This is a genomic window from Shinella sp. 1A1, from assembly GCF_055379515.1.
The window spans coordinates 1850379-1863553 of sequence record NZ_AP039671.1; the positions used below are offsets into that span (position 1 = coordinate 1850379).

Annotated in this window: 13 protein-coding genes; 6 read left to right on the forward strand and 7 right to left on the reverse strand. The window is 64.8% G+C overall.

Annotated features, from left to right (window positions below):
- Positions 1–96: 96 nt before the first annotated feature.
- The 3 genes from ACZ48C_RS09240 to ACZ48C_RS09250 form a co-directional block, all read right to left on the reverse strand.
- Positions 97–1320, reverse strand: a complete 1224-nt coding sequence (locus ACZ48C_RS09240) for an aminotransferase-like domain-containing protein (RefSeq protein WP_464780920.1) — start codon at positions 1318–1320, stop codon at positions 97–99.
- A 479-nt stretch (positions 1321–1799) separates the two neighbouring features.
- Positions 1800–2819: a ketol-acid reductoisomerase gene (gene ilvC, locus ACZ48C_RS09245; RefSeq protein WP_119256067.1), complete on the reverse strand. Its 1020-nt coding sequence runs from the start codon at positions 2817–2819 to the stop codon at positions 1800–1802.
- 57 nt (positions 2820–2876) lie between these two features.
- Entirely contained in the window at positions 2877–3524 is a 648-nt protein-coding gene (locus ACZ48C_RS09250; RefSeq protein WP_245424788.1) for a TetR/AcrR family transcriptional regulator C-terminal domain-containing protein, read from the reverse strand.
- A gap of 402 nt (positions 3525–3926) precedes the next feature.
- On the opposite strand from ACZ48C_RS09250, the gene ACZ48C_RS09255 reads away from it, so the two are divergent.
- The gene (locus tag ACZ48C_RS09255) at positions 3927–4307 is read left to right on the forward strand and encodes a BRA0787 family protein (protein ID WP_464780921.1); all 381 of its coding nucleotides are present in this window, start codon (positions 3927–3929) and stop codon (positions 4305–4307) included.
- Positions 4308–4600: 293 nt separating this feature from the next.
- Entirely contained in the window at positions 4601–4810 is a 210-nt protein-coding gene (locus tag ACZ48C_RS09260; protein WP_119256064.1) for a cold-shock protein, read from the forward strand.
- Between the two features lie 57 nt (positions 4811–4867).
- Here ACZ48C_RS09260 and ACZ48C_RS09265 read toward each other — a convergent pair whose 3' ends face one another.
- Positions 4868–6106, reverse strand: a complete 1239-nt coding sequence (locus ACZ48C_RS09265; protein WP_464780922.1) for an FAD-dependent oxidoreductase — start codon at positions 6104–6106, stop codon at positions 4868–4870.
- 34 nt (positions 6107–6140) lie between these two features.
- Entirely contained in the window at positions 6141–6548 is a 408-nt protein-coding gene (locus ACZ48C_RS09270) for a winged helix-turn-helix transcriptional regulator (protein ID WP_119256062.1), read from the reverse strand.
- 146 nt (positions 6549–6694) lie between these two features.
- Between ACZ48C_RS09270 and ACZ48C_RS09275 the strand changes: the two genes are divergently transcribed.
- Positions 6695–7582, forward strand: a complete 888-nt coding sequence (locus ACZ48C_RS09275; RefSeq protein WP_464780923.1) for an SDR family oxidoreductase — start codon at positions 6695–6697, stop codon at positions 7580–7582.
- Between the two features lie 37 nt (positions 7583–7619).
- Here the strand turns inward: ACZ48C_RS09275 and ACZ48C_RS09280 are convergent, their stop codons facing one another.
- Positions 7620–8372 (reverse strand): pyridoxine 5'-phosphate synthase, encoded by a 753-nt coding sequence (locus ACZ48C_RS09280; RefSeq protein ID WP_464780924.1) that lies wholly within the window; start codon positions 8370–8372, stop codon positions 7620–7622.
- A 245-nt stretch (positions 8373–8617) separates the two neighbouring features.
- Between ACZ48C_RS09280 and ACZ48C_RS09285 the strand changes: the two genes are divergently transcribed.
- Together ACZ48C_RS09285 and ACZ48C_RS09290 are read left to right on the forward strand one after the other, a co-directional pair.
- Positions 8618–9697 (forward strand): hypothetical protein, encoded by a 1080-nt coding sequence (locus ACZ48C_RS09285; protein ID WP_464780925.1) that lies wholly within the window; start codon positions 8618–8620, stop codon positions 9695–9697.
- 319 nt (positions 9698–10016) lie between these two features.
- Positions 10017–10694, forward strand: coding sequence for a MerR family transcriptional regulator (locus ACZ48C_RS09290; protein WP_464782798.1), 678 nt, complete (start codon positions 10017–10019; stop codon positions 10692–10694).
- Between the two features lie 77 nt (positions 10695–10771).
- Here the strand turns inward: ACZ48C_RS09290 and ACZ48C_RS09295 are convergent, their stop codons facing one another.
- A complete protein-coding gene (locus ACZ48C_RS09295; RefSeq protein ID WP_424546421.1) occupies positions 10772–11899 on the reverse strand; it encodes an ATP-dependent DNA helicase in 1128 nt (375 codons plus the stop codon).
- 143 nt (positions 11900–12042) lie between these two features.
- On the opposite strand from ACZ48C_RS09295, the gene ACZ48C_RS09300 reads away from it, so the two are divergent.
- Positions 12043–13134: an AbrB family transcriptional regulator gene (locus ACZ48C_RS09300; RefSeq protein WP_464780926.1), complete on the forward strand. Its 1092-nt coding sequence runs from the start codon at positions 12043–12045 to the stop codon at positions 13132–13134.
- The last annotated feature ends 41 nt before the right edge of the window (positions 13135–13175 follow it).

Genomic DNA, 13175 nt, shown 5'->3' on the forward strand with positions numbered 1-13175 from the left:
GAAGGAGATATGCCGCACCGTTTTCCAAACCTTCAACGTCGCGTGGGGCAAGTTCCCTCTCCCCGCTGGCGGGAAGAGGGTTAGGGTGAGGGGCAATCATGCCGCCATGCGCTCGCTGCCCAGCAGCCGGCCGAGGCGGGAAATGCCCTCCTCGATCGTCGCGGCATCGGCGCAGGAGAAGCTGAGACGCAGCGTGTTGGCGCCGCTGCCGTCGGCATGGAAGGCCTGTCCCGGCACGAAGGCGACCTTCTCCGTGTCGATGGAACGGGCGAGCAGCTTCGCGCCGTCCATGCCGGCGGGCAGCGTCACCCAGACGAACATGCCGCCCTCGGGCCGCGTCCAGCTCACGCCCTCCGGCATGTACCTGTCGAGCGCCGCCAGCATGGCATCGCGGCGCTGGCTGTAGGCGGCGCGGATCTTCGCGACCTGCGCGTCGAAACCGCGCTCGGCGACATGTGCGATGGCGATCTGGTTGATCGTGGAGGAGTGCAGGTCCGCCGCCTGCTTCATCAGCACCAGCTTGCGGATGACCGGCGCGGCCGCGACGATGTAGCCGACGCGAAGGCCCGGCGCGAGCGTCTTGGAGAAGCTGCCGCAATAAATGGTGCGCGCGGCGTCGATATCGCCCTTCCTGGCGATCTCCAGCGCCAGGATCGGCGGGATGGCCTCGCCATCGTAACGCAGCGACTGATAGGCCGCGTCCTCGATGACGGGAATGTCCAGCTCCTCGGCAAGCGCAAGCAGCTTTTCGCGGCCGGCGCGATCCACCGTCTCACCGGTCGGATTGGCGAAGTCGGCGGAAAGATAGGCGAACTTGACCCGCCCGCTCGCCTCCGCCGCCGTCGCGCGGTAGGCTTCGGGCGTGCGGTTGCCGGAAAGGTTCAGCCGGTCATAGGTCGGTTCATAGGCGTTGAAGGCCTGCAGCGCGCCGAGATAGGTCGGCCAGGTGACGAGCGCCGTATCCTTCGGAGAGAGGAAGAGCTTGCCGAGATAGTCGAGCCCCTGCTGCGAGCCGGAGACGATGAAGACGTTCTCCGCCGTGCAGGGAATTCCGATCCTGCCCATCTCGCCGGCCAGCCAGTCGCGCAGCGGCCTGTAGCCCTCGCTGACGGAATATTGCAGGCCCGCCGCCGCGCCCTCGCCCGCAAGCGCATCGGCATAGGCCGCCGCAAAGGCTTCCTTCGGAAACAGCGCGGGGTCTGGGATGCCGCCGGCGAAGGAGATGATGTCCGGCCGGTCCAGGAGTTTCAGCAATTCGCGGATTTCGGATGCCTTCATCCGCGACGCACGTGTCGCGAAGGCCTTGTCCCATTCGAACATAGGGTTTTCCTCGGGCTGTTGTTTGACCCGCACCTCATCACGACGATGAATTTATGTCAACAATGCTGACCTAAATATTCTCGCCAAAACAAAGTGGGCAAACGCCCAAGGTTTTACGCAAAACTACTCTTGCCATCCGAAGGGCCGGCCGGCGTCCGTTTCACGTGTGCCGGGCTTTCAGGTTGCCCGGTCGGTATAAAGGCTGACCAGCACCAGTGCAGCTATACTGCAAAGGATGAAAAGGTCGAACCATGCGAAGTATTGAGCAATCGTGGTCATCGCACTATCCTCCTGACAGCCGAACGAAACACTCTCGTATTTTGTTCCTAAAGGGAGGTTTTCGCAAGGTTATTACTTGTTGCGCCGCAATGTTCGAAAATATGCACTGCACCATGGCTCGCTCGAAGAATGCGCGACCCGCATGAAAAAGCCGGGCGGAATATCCACCCGGCTTCCTGTCCTGCAAAAGGCAGGGATGATCAGTTGACGGCCTTGTCGACCAGCTTGTTCTTGCCAATCCAGGGCATCATGCCACGCAGCTTGGCGCCGACTTCCTCGATCTGGTGCGCGTCGTTGTTGCGGCGGATACCCTTGAAGCGGGCGCCGCCGGCCTTCCATTCCTGCATCCAGTCCGAAGTGAACTTGCCGGTCTGGATGTCCGTGAGGACGCGCTTCATCTCGGCCTTCGTTTCGGCGGTGATGATGCGCGGACCCGTGACGTATTCGCCCCACTCTGCCGTGTTGGAGATCGAGTAGTTCATGTTGGCGATGCCGCCTTCATAGATCAGGTCGACGATGAGCTTCACTTCGTGCAGGCACTCGAAATAGGCCATTTCCGGAGCGTAGCCGGCTTCGACCAGCGTTTCGAAACCGGCGCGGATCAGTTCGACGAGACCGCCGCACAGAACGACCTGTTCGCCGAAGAGGTCGGTTTCGCACTCTTCCTTAAAGTTGGTTTCGATGATGCCCGAACGGCCGCCGCCGACGCCGCAGGCGTAGGACAGAGCGACGTCAAGCGCGTTGCCGGAAGCGTTCTGGTGAACGGCGACGAGGCAGGGAACGCCGCCGCCCTTCTGGTATTCGCCGCGAACCGTGTGGCCCGGGCCCTTCGGCGCGATCATGACGACGTCGAGCGAAGCCTTCGGCTCGATGAGGCCGAAGTGGACGTTGAGGCCGTGAGCGAAGGCGATGGCAGCGCCGTCGCGGATGTTGCCGGCGATGTCGGCCTTGTAGATGTCGGCCTGGAGTTCGTCCGGCGTCGCCATCATCAGGAGGTCGGCCCACTTGGCGGCTTCGGCGACGGTCATGACCTTGAAGCCATCGGCTTCGGCCTTCTTGACGGTCGGCGAACCGGCCTTGAGCGCGATCACGACGTTCTTGGCGCCGGAATCCTTGAGGTTGAGAGCGTGCGCACGGCCCTGCGAGCCGTAGCCGACGATGGCGACGTTCTTCGCCTTGATGAGGTTGAGATCGGCATCACGATCGTAATAGACGCGCATCGATGGTTCCTTCCCTTAGCTGGTCTGTTTGATCCGAACCGGCGGTTTCCTGCCGGCTTATCCTTTCGCACCGTGAAGCGTCAGGAAGGCTTCCACAGCCCTCTCCGCACGCGGCGAGAATTCCTTTTTGAGCGCTGCGGCATCTTCTCCCAGAAGCATGCGCAGGTGCATGTCCGAAACGATGAGGCCGTAGAGCGTGCCGTATGCCTCGTCTGCACTATCGAAAGCAAGCAGCTTCGCCTTGCGGCCGGCTTCCAGCAGCGCCGCGGCGCGCTTGCCGATCTGCCGGCGGCCGCGCTCCTGCAGCAGGCGGCCGAGCCCGGCGCCCTCGCGGCTCGCCTGGCCGATGGCAAGACGGTTCAGCGCCAGAGAGACCTCGCCGGAAAGCACGTCGATCAGATCGCGCGCGAAGGCGACGAGATTCTGGCGCAGCGTTTCGGCCGTCAGCTTGCCGGCATCGACCTCGACGGTGCGCACCTTGCCGGCCTGGTAGGTGATCATCGCGGAGATCAGCCCGTCGCGGTCGCCGAACCACTTGTAGAGGCTTTCCTTGGAACAGTTGGCCGCACGCGCGACACCGGCCGTCGTCAGCGCCCGCTCGCCGCCCTCGACCAGAAGGCCGAGCGCACGCTCCAGCACCGCGCCCTGACGTTCCGTCAGTCCCGCGGCGGCTGCGCCTGCCCTGCCCTGTTCCAGCGTCTGCAAGATATCATCCACTTTCGATGCGTACCGTACCGTACGGTTCGGCATGTTCTAGCGATGTCCCCCCTTCCGGTCAACAGCCTTCTTCGCCGGAAACGAAAGGAAGTGATTTGCGGATGATGTACACCGGTTCACGGCGCAGGATAGCGGAGCGGCATCGCTGCAGCGCACAACGGGAACAAAAATATTCTTCCTGCTATGTCGCTGTTTTGAAACAAAACTCTACCGCTAACTGCCAGGCGGCCGGGAGCGGACAATATTTTTCGCTTCCCAATCCGTTTCCTGTTGTTAAGATTTGTGAGACCCGCGACGCAGCAATCCGTGCGCCGACCCGCCGGCAAGCCTGCATCCCGGGAATTCAGTAGGAGTACGAAGCGAAACGCCCTTACGCCAAGGAGACAGAAAATGTTGAATTTCCTGCCCGACCTTCACGAAGGACATGCTCCCATCACTCTGCAGCAACTTTTCGGCAATGCCCTCGAGGCGCTCGATGCCTGGGAAGACGAGCGCGCCGAACCGATGGTGATCTTCGAGGACCAGATCGTGCCCATCGGCACCGTTTTCGAACGCATGCATGACTGCACTGACATCCTGCCGCGCACCATGGCGGATATCGTGACCGACACACTCACCCGCGCGCCCGGGAGCGCTGAGACGGCAATCGTCACCTTCGGCGATGCCGCGCGCATCGCCACCGCCTTTACCCAGCAGCGCCGCCTTTGCGGCGAGGCCGCAATCGCGGCCTTCCTCGACCACCACCGCGTCGACAAGCGGCGGCCCGCCTGAAGCGAATCGGAAGGCTCCGGAAACGGAGCCTTCTTTCCGCCCGCCCTGCAGACGCCTTTTCTCCGGGGGAAGCCGGCGCGGCTTGATATTTTCAGGTTCGGCGGCGCCTCGCACGCGCGCACGATCTTGACCGTTTCCACCGAACCCCCTATTTCTCCCGCATCGATTTGAACGTTGACTTCTGCATTTGCAGGCGACCGCCTGTACCTTGACGACTTCCCCTTCAAATTCGACCACCCATGGTCGCCTCAGGCGACCGACGATTGATTTGACGGTTCAGGAAAGGTTTCGTCATGGCAACTGGCACCGTAAAGTGGTTCAACACGACCAAGGGCTACGGCTTCATTCAGCAGGACAGCGGTGAACCGGACGTATTCGTCCACATCTCCGCCGTACAGCGCGCAGGCCTCGCAGGCCTCAACGAAGGTCAGAAGGTCAGCTTCGAGCTGATTCGCGACCGCAAGTCCGGCAAGATGTCGGCCGATCAGCTGTCCGCAGCCTGATTTTCGCAATATTCGCATCGGAAAGGGCCGGGAAACCGGCCCTTTTTGTTTTTGCGGTCAGGCAAGCCGCAGTTCGGGCCAGCGGCATTCCTGAAGGCCCGCCTGCGTGAACGGGTCGGCCAGCGTGCCGGAAACGATGGCCGCAAGGATCTGCGGCGCCGGCGGAATCCGCGCGACCGTCGCCACCAGCCGGTCGCGCAGCCAGGCGATCGAGCGCGAATCCGACTGGTAGAACGGCGTGAAGACGTAGGAGAGAAGCTGGAACAGACGCACATGGCCGCGCCGTGCAGCGGCATAGGCGGCAAGCGCCTCGTCCAGCGATGCCGCCGACGATAGGGCATGCGCCAGCGTCGCCGCGTCGAGCAGGGCCATGTTCGCCCCCTGCCCAAGCTGCGGGCTGGTCGAATGGGCGCTGTCGCCGATGAAGACGATGCCGTCCGCATGGGGCGGCAGCATCGTGCGGTGCGCGTAGCGCGCCAGCGTCAACTGGTCCCAATCCGATATCTGGTCGAGGAACGGCATGGTCTCGGGCCAGTAATCGGCGATTGAGGCCTTCCAGCGGTCGAGCCCCGCCTGCCTCACCGCCTCGGCATTCGCCGTCTTGAGGCTCCAGAAGAAAGCGACCTTGTCGCCCTCGCCCGGATGCGCCCGGCCGACGGGCAGGACGCCGATCATCACCTTCGCCGCATCGTAGCGCTGGCTGAGCGCCCGCGGCTCGTGCGCGATCCCTTCGCAGTCGAGCGTCGCCCAGAACGCCCCCCAGGGCAGTTCCTTCACGCGCGGCGCGGCGATGGAATCCGCCGCAAGCTGCGAGCGTGCGCCCGTCGCGTCGATCACCAGGTCGTAGTCGCCGACGATCTCGCCCTCGCCGTCGTGCAGCGCCGTGCGGGCGTGCCGCGTCTCGGCCTTTGCCAGCGTGATGCCGGTGCGGATGGGAATGCCCTCGGCGACGACGGCGTCGTGCAATGTCGAGAAGAGAGCGGCGCGATGAACCGCAAGGCCATAGCGCCCACCGGCCAGCGCATCGTAGCGGACGTCGAGCACGGTGCGGCCGCTACGCGCATCCGCGCCATGCAGCCGATCGATCCTGTTGCCGAGGGCATGGATTGCCGGGGAAAGGCCGAGTGCCTCCAGCACCGTCAGGCCCGTCGGCTGCATCAGCAGGCCGGAACCGACCGGCGACGGCCGCTCGAACCGTTCGATAAGCTCCACGCGATGGCCGCCCCGGGCGAGAAACAATGCGGCGGCAAGCCCCGCCGGCCCCGCGCCGGCAATGCCGATATCCAGTGGCTTCATGCCCTTCCCCGATTGGCTCCGGCTTACCGGAGCGTCATGCCTGTTCCGCGTCGTAGGCCGCCCGCGCGGCCCTTATCGCGGCATGGTTCTCGGTAGACCACTGCACGAGGGAGCGCAGGAGCGCAAGGAAGGAGTGCCCGAGCGGCGTCAATTGATATTCAACGCTCGGCGGCTGCGTCGGATAGACGGTGCGCGTGAGATAGCCGTCGCGCTGCAGGTCGCGCAGCGTCTGGGTCAGCATACGCTGCGAAATGTCGGGAATGAAGCGGCGCAGCTGGGAGAAGCGGCGCGGCCCGTCGGCAAGGCCGATGATCATCAGCGAGGTCCACTTGCCGCCGACGCTGGCCAGCACATCGCGGACGGGACAATCGTCCATCGACATGGCCACGCCATCGATGAGGATGACGCGCTCGCCCCGCGCGCTGTCGACGATCCTGTTCATAGCCGGTTCCCTCCAGGTAACCACCGCAGAAAAAACTGCCTTCTTTACACGCTCTATCAGATTACCAGATAAGAGCAAGTCTCAATAAGAGACCAACATGCAGCAGGATGAGGCCCTTTCGCCAGCCCTGCCAGAAAGGGAAAGACATGACCGACACGCTTCTCGTTACCGGCGCCTCCGGCCAGCTCGGCCGCCTCGTCCTCGACGACCTCCTCGCCTCCGGCAAGGTCGCCCCCGCCGGCATCGTCGCCACGACCCGCGATCCGGCAAAGCTCGCCGACTATGCCGCAAGGGGCGTGACCGTGCGCGCGGCGGACTTCGACGATCCGGCCTCGCTCGATGCCGCCTTCGCCGGGGCCGGCAAGGTGCTGATCATCTCCACCGACGCGCTGATGGAACCCGGCAAGCGCCTTGTCCAGCACACGGCCGCCGTCGCCGCCGCCAGGAAGGCCGGCGTGAAGCACATTCTCTATACGTCGATGCCGCAGCCGGAGGATTCGCTCGTCACCTTCGCCCCCGACCATTTCGGCACCGAAGAGGCGATCAAGGCGACCGGCATCCCCTATACGATCCTGCGTGACGGCTGGTATGCGGAAAACCTCTTCCAGTCGCTGCCGCATGCGCTCACGACCGGCGCTTGGTACACCTCGACCGGCACCGGCCGGATCGCCCATATCACCCGCGCCGACACCGCCGCCGCCCTCGCCGGCGCGCTTCTGAAGGCGGGGAACGAAAGCCAGACCTATACGCTGACCGGCACGAAGAGCCGCACGGCGGAAGAGATCGCCGCGCTGGTTTCCGGGGCGACCGGAAAGCCGCTGAAGGTCGTGCAGGTCACGGATGCGCAGCTTGCCGAAGGCCTGAAAGCCGCCGGCCTGCCGGAAGGCTTCATCCCGACCGTCGTCTCCTTCGATGCCAATACGCGCGAAGGCAAGATCGCCACGGTCACCTTGGATGCCGAAGCGCTCTCCGGCCGCAAGACGACATCGCTGGAAGACTTTATCGCCGCCAGCAAGGCGGCCTTCCTCGGCTGACAGGCAAGGCGGCGCCCCTCCGGGCGCCGCCGCGCACTCAGATATCCTGGCCGCAGGCGCGGCAGAAGCGGCGCACCGTTTCCGCCATGCCGTATTCCAGCGCATCGGCCGTCAGGCCATGGCCGATGGAAACCTCCGCCAAGCGGGGAATGCGCGCGACGAGTGCCGGCAGGTTGGTGACGGTCAGGTCGTGGCCGGCATTGACGCCAAGCCCGAGCTCGAAGGCGATGTCCGCCGTCTCGCCGAGTTCCTCGACGATCCGGGACGCTTCGGCCGGATTGTCGTGGCAGCCGCCATAGGGGCCAGTGTAAAGCTCGATCCGGTCGGCCCCGACCTCCTTCGCGATCGTCAGCGCCTCGCGATCCGGCGTGCCGTCAGCGAAGACGGACACGCGCAGGCCCAGCTTCTTCAGCCGGCCGACGATATCGCCGAGCAGGGCGCGGTTTTTACGAAAATCCCAGCCGTGGTCTGAAGTCGCCTGCGACGGATCGTCCGGCACCAGCGTCACCTGCTCGGGGCGGTGCTCCTCGACGAGGCGCATGAAATTGTCTTCCGGGAAGCCCTCGATGTTGAATTCCGCCTCTGGAAACGCGCTGTCGATGAGCCTGCGGATCGGCGCGAGGTCGCTGAAGCGGATATGGCGCTGGTCCGGCCGGGGATGCACGGTCAGCCCGCTCGCCCCTGCCTCGAGCGCGATACGGCCGAGGCCGATGACGCTCGGCCAGGGCAGGTCCCGGCGGTTGCGCAGCATGGCAATGGCGTTGAGATTGACCGACAGCTTGGCAGGCATGGGACGCGGACTCCTCGTTGAAGGATCAACGTCTAGCTTGTTGTTTCCACAAGGGCAATCGCCGCAACAGCCTGGCGAACCGGCATTGCGGAAGATTCGCTCCGCCAGCCCGCGCTTGACCCTTGCCGTTGATCAAGAATCATCGATAAACTCGCTTCATATGAGAAAGTATGCGCTGCGGCGCATTGCGAGGCGGGGACGAAGGGACATCAGGCGGCGACGATGGTCTTCTCTGTGGCGACACGATGAGCACGACCGACCGGCCGGCATGCGAGCGCGTGCGGTTTGCCCTTGATGCTGTCCTGACCAGCGAGACTTTCGCCCGCTCCGAGCGGCTGCGCTCCTTTCTCGCCTACATCGTCCAGAACGAGCTTTCCGGCAAGGCCGCCCAGTTGAAGGGCTACAGCATCGGCATCGACGTCTTCGGCCGGACCTCCGGCTTCGACGCCGGAAACGATCCCTTGGTGCGCGTGCAGGCCGGCAAGCTGCGCAAGCTGCTGGACCAGTATTACGAGACCGAGGGCGCCTCGGACAGCCTGCGCATCCGTGTGCCGCTCGGCAGCTATGTGCCGGAATACATGTTTCGCGAGACCCGGCAGGCCACCGCCCTCCCCGCCGCGACGACCACACGCGCCATCAGCCCGCCGCCGAAGGCGCGCCGCCCCTGGATCCCCGCGCCGGTCTCCTCGCCGCTGGCGCTCCTCTCCCTGCTGCCGCTGGTCTTCCTCGCACCCTTCGCCTATCCGGACCAGACCGATGCGGCGATCGCGAAAGCCCAGTTCGCGCTCGTCATGCAGTCGAAACTCGCCGGCAGCACGCAGGATCTTCCGCATCTGCACATCCTGCAATGCTGGCCTGCCGGCGGCGCCTGCAACGCCCTTGCGCGCGTCGTGGCCGATGCCGCCGCCTACCACAGGACCGTGCGCGTGATCGAAGCGCACACGCCCGACGAATTCCGTGCGCTCTCCTACGCCATCCGGATCGAGAACGGCCCGGATGGTCACGGCGTCTATGCGAAGCTCATTCACGAGCAATCCGGCGCAACGATCTTCGCCCGCCATTTTTCCAGCGAGCAGTTGCGCAGCGAGGCGGGCATCGCCTTCGAAGCCGTGGGTTTCGTGGCGCGGGCGCTTTCGGCAAGCGGGCCGCTCTATCGCCACGCGCTGCGCAACGGCACCGCCAGCGACATCATGGAATGCCTCGCGCGCGAGGCGATGGCGCCGCAGGGCGTGCCCTATCCCGGCGGAAGGCACGCCTGTCCCCTGCTGGTGCCGGAAGCACTGGCCGACGCAGCACCCGGGACCAGAACGGCGCTGACGCGATAGCGCTCTACAACCGGGCAAAAAAACACATCCCTAGATATAGCGATATGCAGATCGGCACCGGCGTCCTATTTTAGGACAATGGGCGAAATGGTAATGTTTATCGCCCGGATTCGACGATCCTGAACATTCATGCACAATAGGGATCGGAAACCGCAGCAGGATCGTATACACTTGCCGGAGTGCACAGGCCGGCAAAACGCATGCGGTAAAGAGTACTATCCGCCGTCTCGACATCCAGCCTTCACAGGGAAGATGGCCTCGCGACGGCGACCGGGGGTAAATACATGACCGATCTTCTTTTTCGGGGGCCGCTTTCATGATGACGAGTGAGTCGAAGAAAGCCGGTGCCCGGTCGGGCGGGCGCAAGTCCATCCGGTTCCTGCCCGTCGCGCCTCTGCCGGAAAACCTGCCGGAAGGCCGCCTTGCCATTGCCGACATGGCCAATGCCTTCGGCGTCACCCACCGCACGCTGCATTTCTATGAGGAAAAGGGCCTGCTGACGGCAGCCCGCGTCGGCCCGATGCGGGTCTACGGCCCCGCGGAAATCCAGCAGATGGCCGTGGTCAATACCTGCCGCGAGACGGGAATGCCCGTCGCCGTGATCCAGGAACTGCTGGAGCGGCTCGCCGCGGCCGCAAGCCAGGAGGAAGCCGACGGCATCTTCCGCGCCGCCATGACCGCGCGCAAGCGCGAGCTCGCCGCCCAGCAATCGACGATCCGCCGCCAGATGCAGCAGATCAACGAACTGCTCGATTTCACCGGCGCGCTGGAAGTCGAGACCAACGACAATGTCCCGCAAGCCAACCTGACGCCGGTGGAGCTGCGCTGCATCGCCCTGATGGCCGAGGGCTACCCCACCAGCCGCATCGCCCGCGCACTCGAAATCGATCCCGGCGAAGTGCAGGTGATGGAAAAGAACATCATCGCCAAGTTCAACAGCAACAACCGTTTCCAGGCCGTCGCCAAGGCGGTCATGCTGGGGATCGTCGGCCACTGAGGCCGGCGTAAGCGGCCGGGCATGACGACCGGCCCTTCAACCGCTTCCTGAAAAGCGGTCCGTCGTGGGGATATGATTTACCGCACGACGGTGAGCGTTTCCGCGGCGCGCGTAATGGCGGTGTAGAGCCAGCGTTCGCGCGTGTCGCGGAAGGCGAAACTCTCGTCGAACAGCACGACATTGTTCCACTGCGAGCCCTGCGCCTTGTGCACGGTCAGCGCATAGCCGAAATCGAATTCGTCATAGCGCTTGCGCGTCGACCACGGGATCTCCTCGTCGAGATTCTCGAAGGCCGCCTTGAGCAGCTTGATCTTGGCCGCGCCGCGATCCATGTCGTCGTCTTCCGGCCGGATCATCAGGTTGATGCCGGGCTTCACCGTCTCCTTGGACGAGCTCATCACCTGCCACAGCGAGCCGTTGAGCAGCCCCTTGGCCGGGTCGTTGCGCAGGCACACCAACTTGTCGCCGGATTGCGGATAATCGGTGGTGAAGCCCTTGAGCTCGCGGAGCCGCTGGTTGTAGCGCCGCCGCGTGCGGTTGGTGCCGACGAGCACCTGGTCGGCGTCGAGCACCAGCGCCTGATCGACTTCGTTGCGGCCGATGACGCGTGCCGCGCCATAGTCGCCATAGGCGATGTCCCTGCCCTCGCGCACCTGCATGGCGAGCTGGATGATCGGGTTGTCGCGCGCCTGCCGGTGGATGTCCGTCAGCAGGTAATCCGGTTCCTGGTTGGTGAAATAGCCGCCGCCGGAGACGGGCGGCAGCTGGCCGGGATCGCCGAGCACGAGGATCGGCGTGCCGAAGCTCATCAGGTCGCGCCCGAGCGCCTCGTCTACCATGGAACACTCGTCGACGACGACGAGCGCGGCCTTGGCGACCGGGCTCTGGCGGTTGATCGAGAACATCGGCGAGATCGACGTCTTGCCGGTCTCCTCGTCGGAGACCTCCTCCTCGCCGCGCGGGCGATAGATCAGCGAATGGATCGTCTTGGCGTTCGTCGCGCCCTTGGAGCGCAGCACCTGCGCCGCCTTGCCGGTGAAGGCGGCGAACAGCACCTCGCCGTCGACATTCTCGGCAAAGTGCCGGGCAAGCGTGGTCTTGCCGGTGCCGGCATAGCCGAACAGCCGGAACAGCGGCTCGCGCCCTTCCTTCAGCCACCGCGCGACGGCCTTCAGCGCTTCATCCTGTTGAGGTGCGAATTCCATGCCGGGACTTGGCAGGATTCGCAGCGGCGAGGCAAGAGGCAACGCCCTTCCGGGGACCGCGGAGAAATCGCATCCCCCTTTATTTGGCCCTGTTCGCCGGCCCACCGACGCGATATTCAGGGCGCAACTTCCGGAGCGATGATTTGCCCCCCGCCTCCCACACCCCGAGCGACAGCCTGTCCCCGCATCCCGGCCTCGGCCGGCTTCCCGCGGCCCTGCAATGGGGCCTTGTCGCCATCCTTTCGGCGGCGGCCACCGTGCCGCTCGAGGTGGCGGGCTTCCCGGCGGCGCTGCTGATGGGGCCGATGCTCGCCGGCATCGTCGTTGCGCTTTGCGGCGGCACGATCCGCCTGCCCCGCATCTTCTTCTTCGTCGTGCAGGTCGTGCTCGCGCTGATGATCGCAACCATGGTGTCCGAGGATTTCGTCGGCACCTTTGCGCAGAACTGGCCGCTGATGCTGCTGGTCGTGCTCTCCGTCATCAGCGTCAGCACGCTATCGGGCTGGCTGATCGCCCGCACCGGCATCCTGCCCGGCACGACGGCGATCTGGGGCTCCTCCGCCGGCGCCGCCTCGACCATGATGGTGATGGCGGAAGCCTATGGGGCGGATATCCGTCTCGTCGCCTTCATGCAGTATCTACGCGTGGTCTTCGTCGCGAGCTTCGCAACGCTCGTCGCCCATTTCGGCGGCCATGACGGCGCGGCGGTGCCGCCCCATGCCTGGTTCGAGCCCGTGCCGCTGCTGCCGCTCGCGGCCATGCTGGTCATCGGCGTCCTCGCAGGCGTCATCGGCCAGCGGCTGCGCATCCCGGCCGGCGCCTTCCTCGTTCCCTTCGCCCTCGCCTCGGTGCTGAATTCGGCGGGCACGGTGACGATCGTCCTGCCGCAATGGCTGCTCGTCGCCGCCTTCACCCTGCTCGGCTGGAACATCGGCCTCGGCTTCACCCGGGCGATCCTGTTGCACGCGCGCCGCGCGCTGCTGCCGACGGTCGTCTCGATCATCGCGCTGATCAGCTTTTCCGGCCTGCTTGCAGGCCTCCTGATCCTCGTCCTCGGCGTCGATCCGCTAACGGCCTATCTTGCGACCAGCCCGGGCGGCCTCGATTCCATCGCCGTCATCGCCGCATCGAGCAAGGTCGACATCGCCTTCGTCATGACCTTGCAGACGGCGCGGCTGATCCTCGTGACGCTGATCGGCCCGTGGCTCGCCCGCTTCGTCGCGGATCGTGCCTAGAGCAATTCCAGCAAAAGTGCGCAGCGGTTTTACGTTGGAAA

What these genes read in the sequence shown, in the direction of transcription:
- ACZ48C_RS09240 (WP_464780920.1), bottom strand. Translation starts at nt 1,320, where the DNA reads ATGTTCGAATGGGACAAGGCCTTCGCGACACGTGCGTCGCGGATGAAG.
- ilvC (WP_119256067.1), bottom strand. Translation starts at nt 2,819, where the DNA reads ATGCGCGTCTATTACGATCGTGATGCCGATCTCAACCTCATCAAGGCG.
- ACZ48C_RS09255 (WP_464780921.1), top strand. Translation starts at nt 3,927, where the DNA reads ATGTTGAATTTCCTGCCCGACCTTCACGAAGGACATGCTCCCATCACT.
- ACZ48C_RS09260 (WP_119256064.1), top strand. Translation starts at nt 4,601, where the DNA reads ATGGCAACTGGCACCGTAAAGTGGTTCAACACGACCAAGGGCTACGGC.
- ACZ48C_RS09265 (WP_464780922.1), bottom strand. Translation starts at nt 6,106, where the DNA reads ATGAAGCCACTGGATATCGGCATTGCCGGCGCGGGGCCGGCGGGGCTT.
- ACZ48C_RS09270 (WP_119256062.1), bottom strand. Translation starts at nt 6,548, where the DNA reads ATGAACAGGATCGTCGACAGCGCGCGGGGCGAGCGCGTCATCCTCATC.
- ACZ48C_RS09275 (WP_464780923.1), top strand. Translation starts at nt 6,695, where the DNA reads ATGACCGACACGCTTCTCGTTACCGGCGCCTCCGGCCAGCTCGGCCGC.
- ACZ48C_RS09280 (WP_464780924.1), bottom strand. Translation starts at nt 8,372, where the DNA reads ATGCCTGCCAAGCTGTCGGTCAATCTCAACGCCATTGCCATGCTGCGC.
- ACZ48C_RS09285 (WP_464780925.1), top strand. Translation starts at nt 8,618, where the DNA reads ATGAGCACGACCGACCGGCCGGCATGCGAGCGCGTGCGGTTTGCCCTT.
- ACZ48C_RS09290 (WP_464782798.1), top strand. Translation starts at nt 10,017, where the DNA reads ATGACGAGTGAGTCGAAGAAAGCCGGTGCCCGGTCGGGCGGGCGCAAG.
- ACZ48C_RS09295 (WP_424546421.1), bottom strand. Translation starts at nt 11,899, where the DNA reads ATGGAATTCGCACCTCAACAGGATGAAGCGCTGAAGGCCGTCGCGCGG.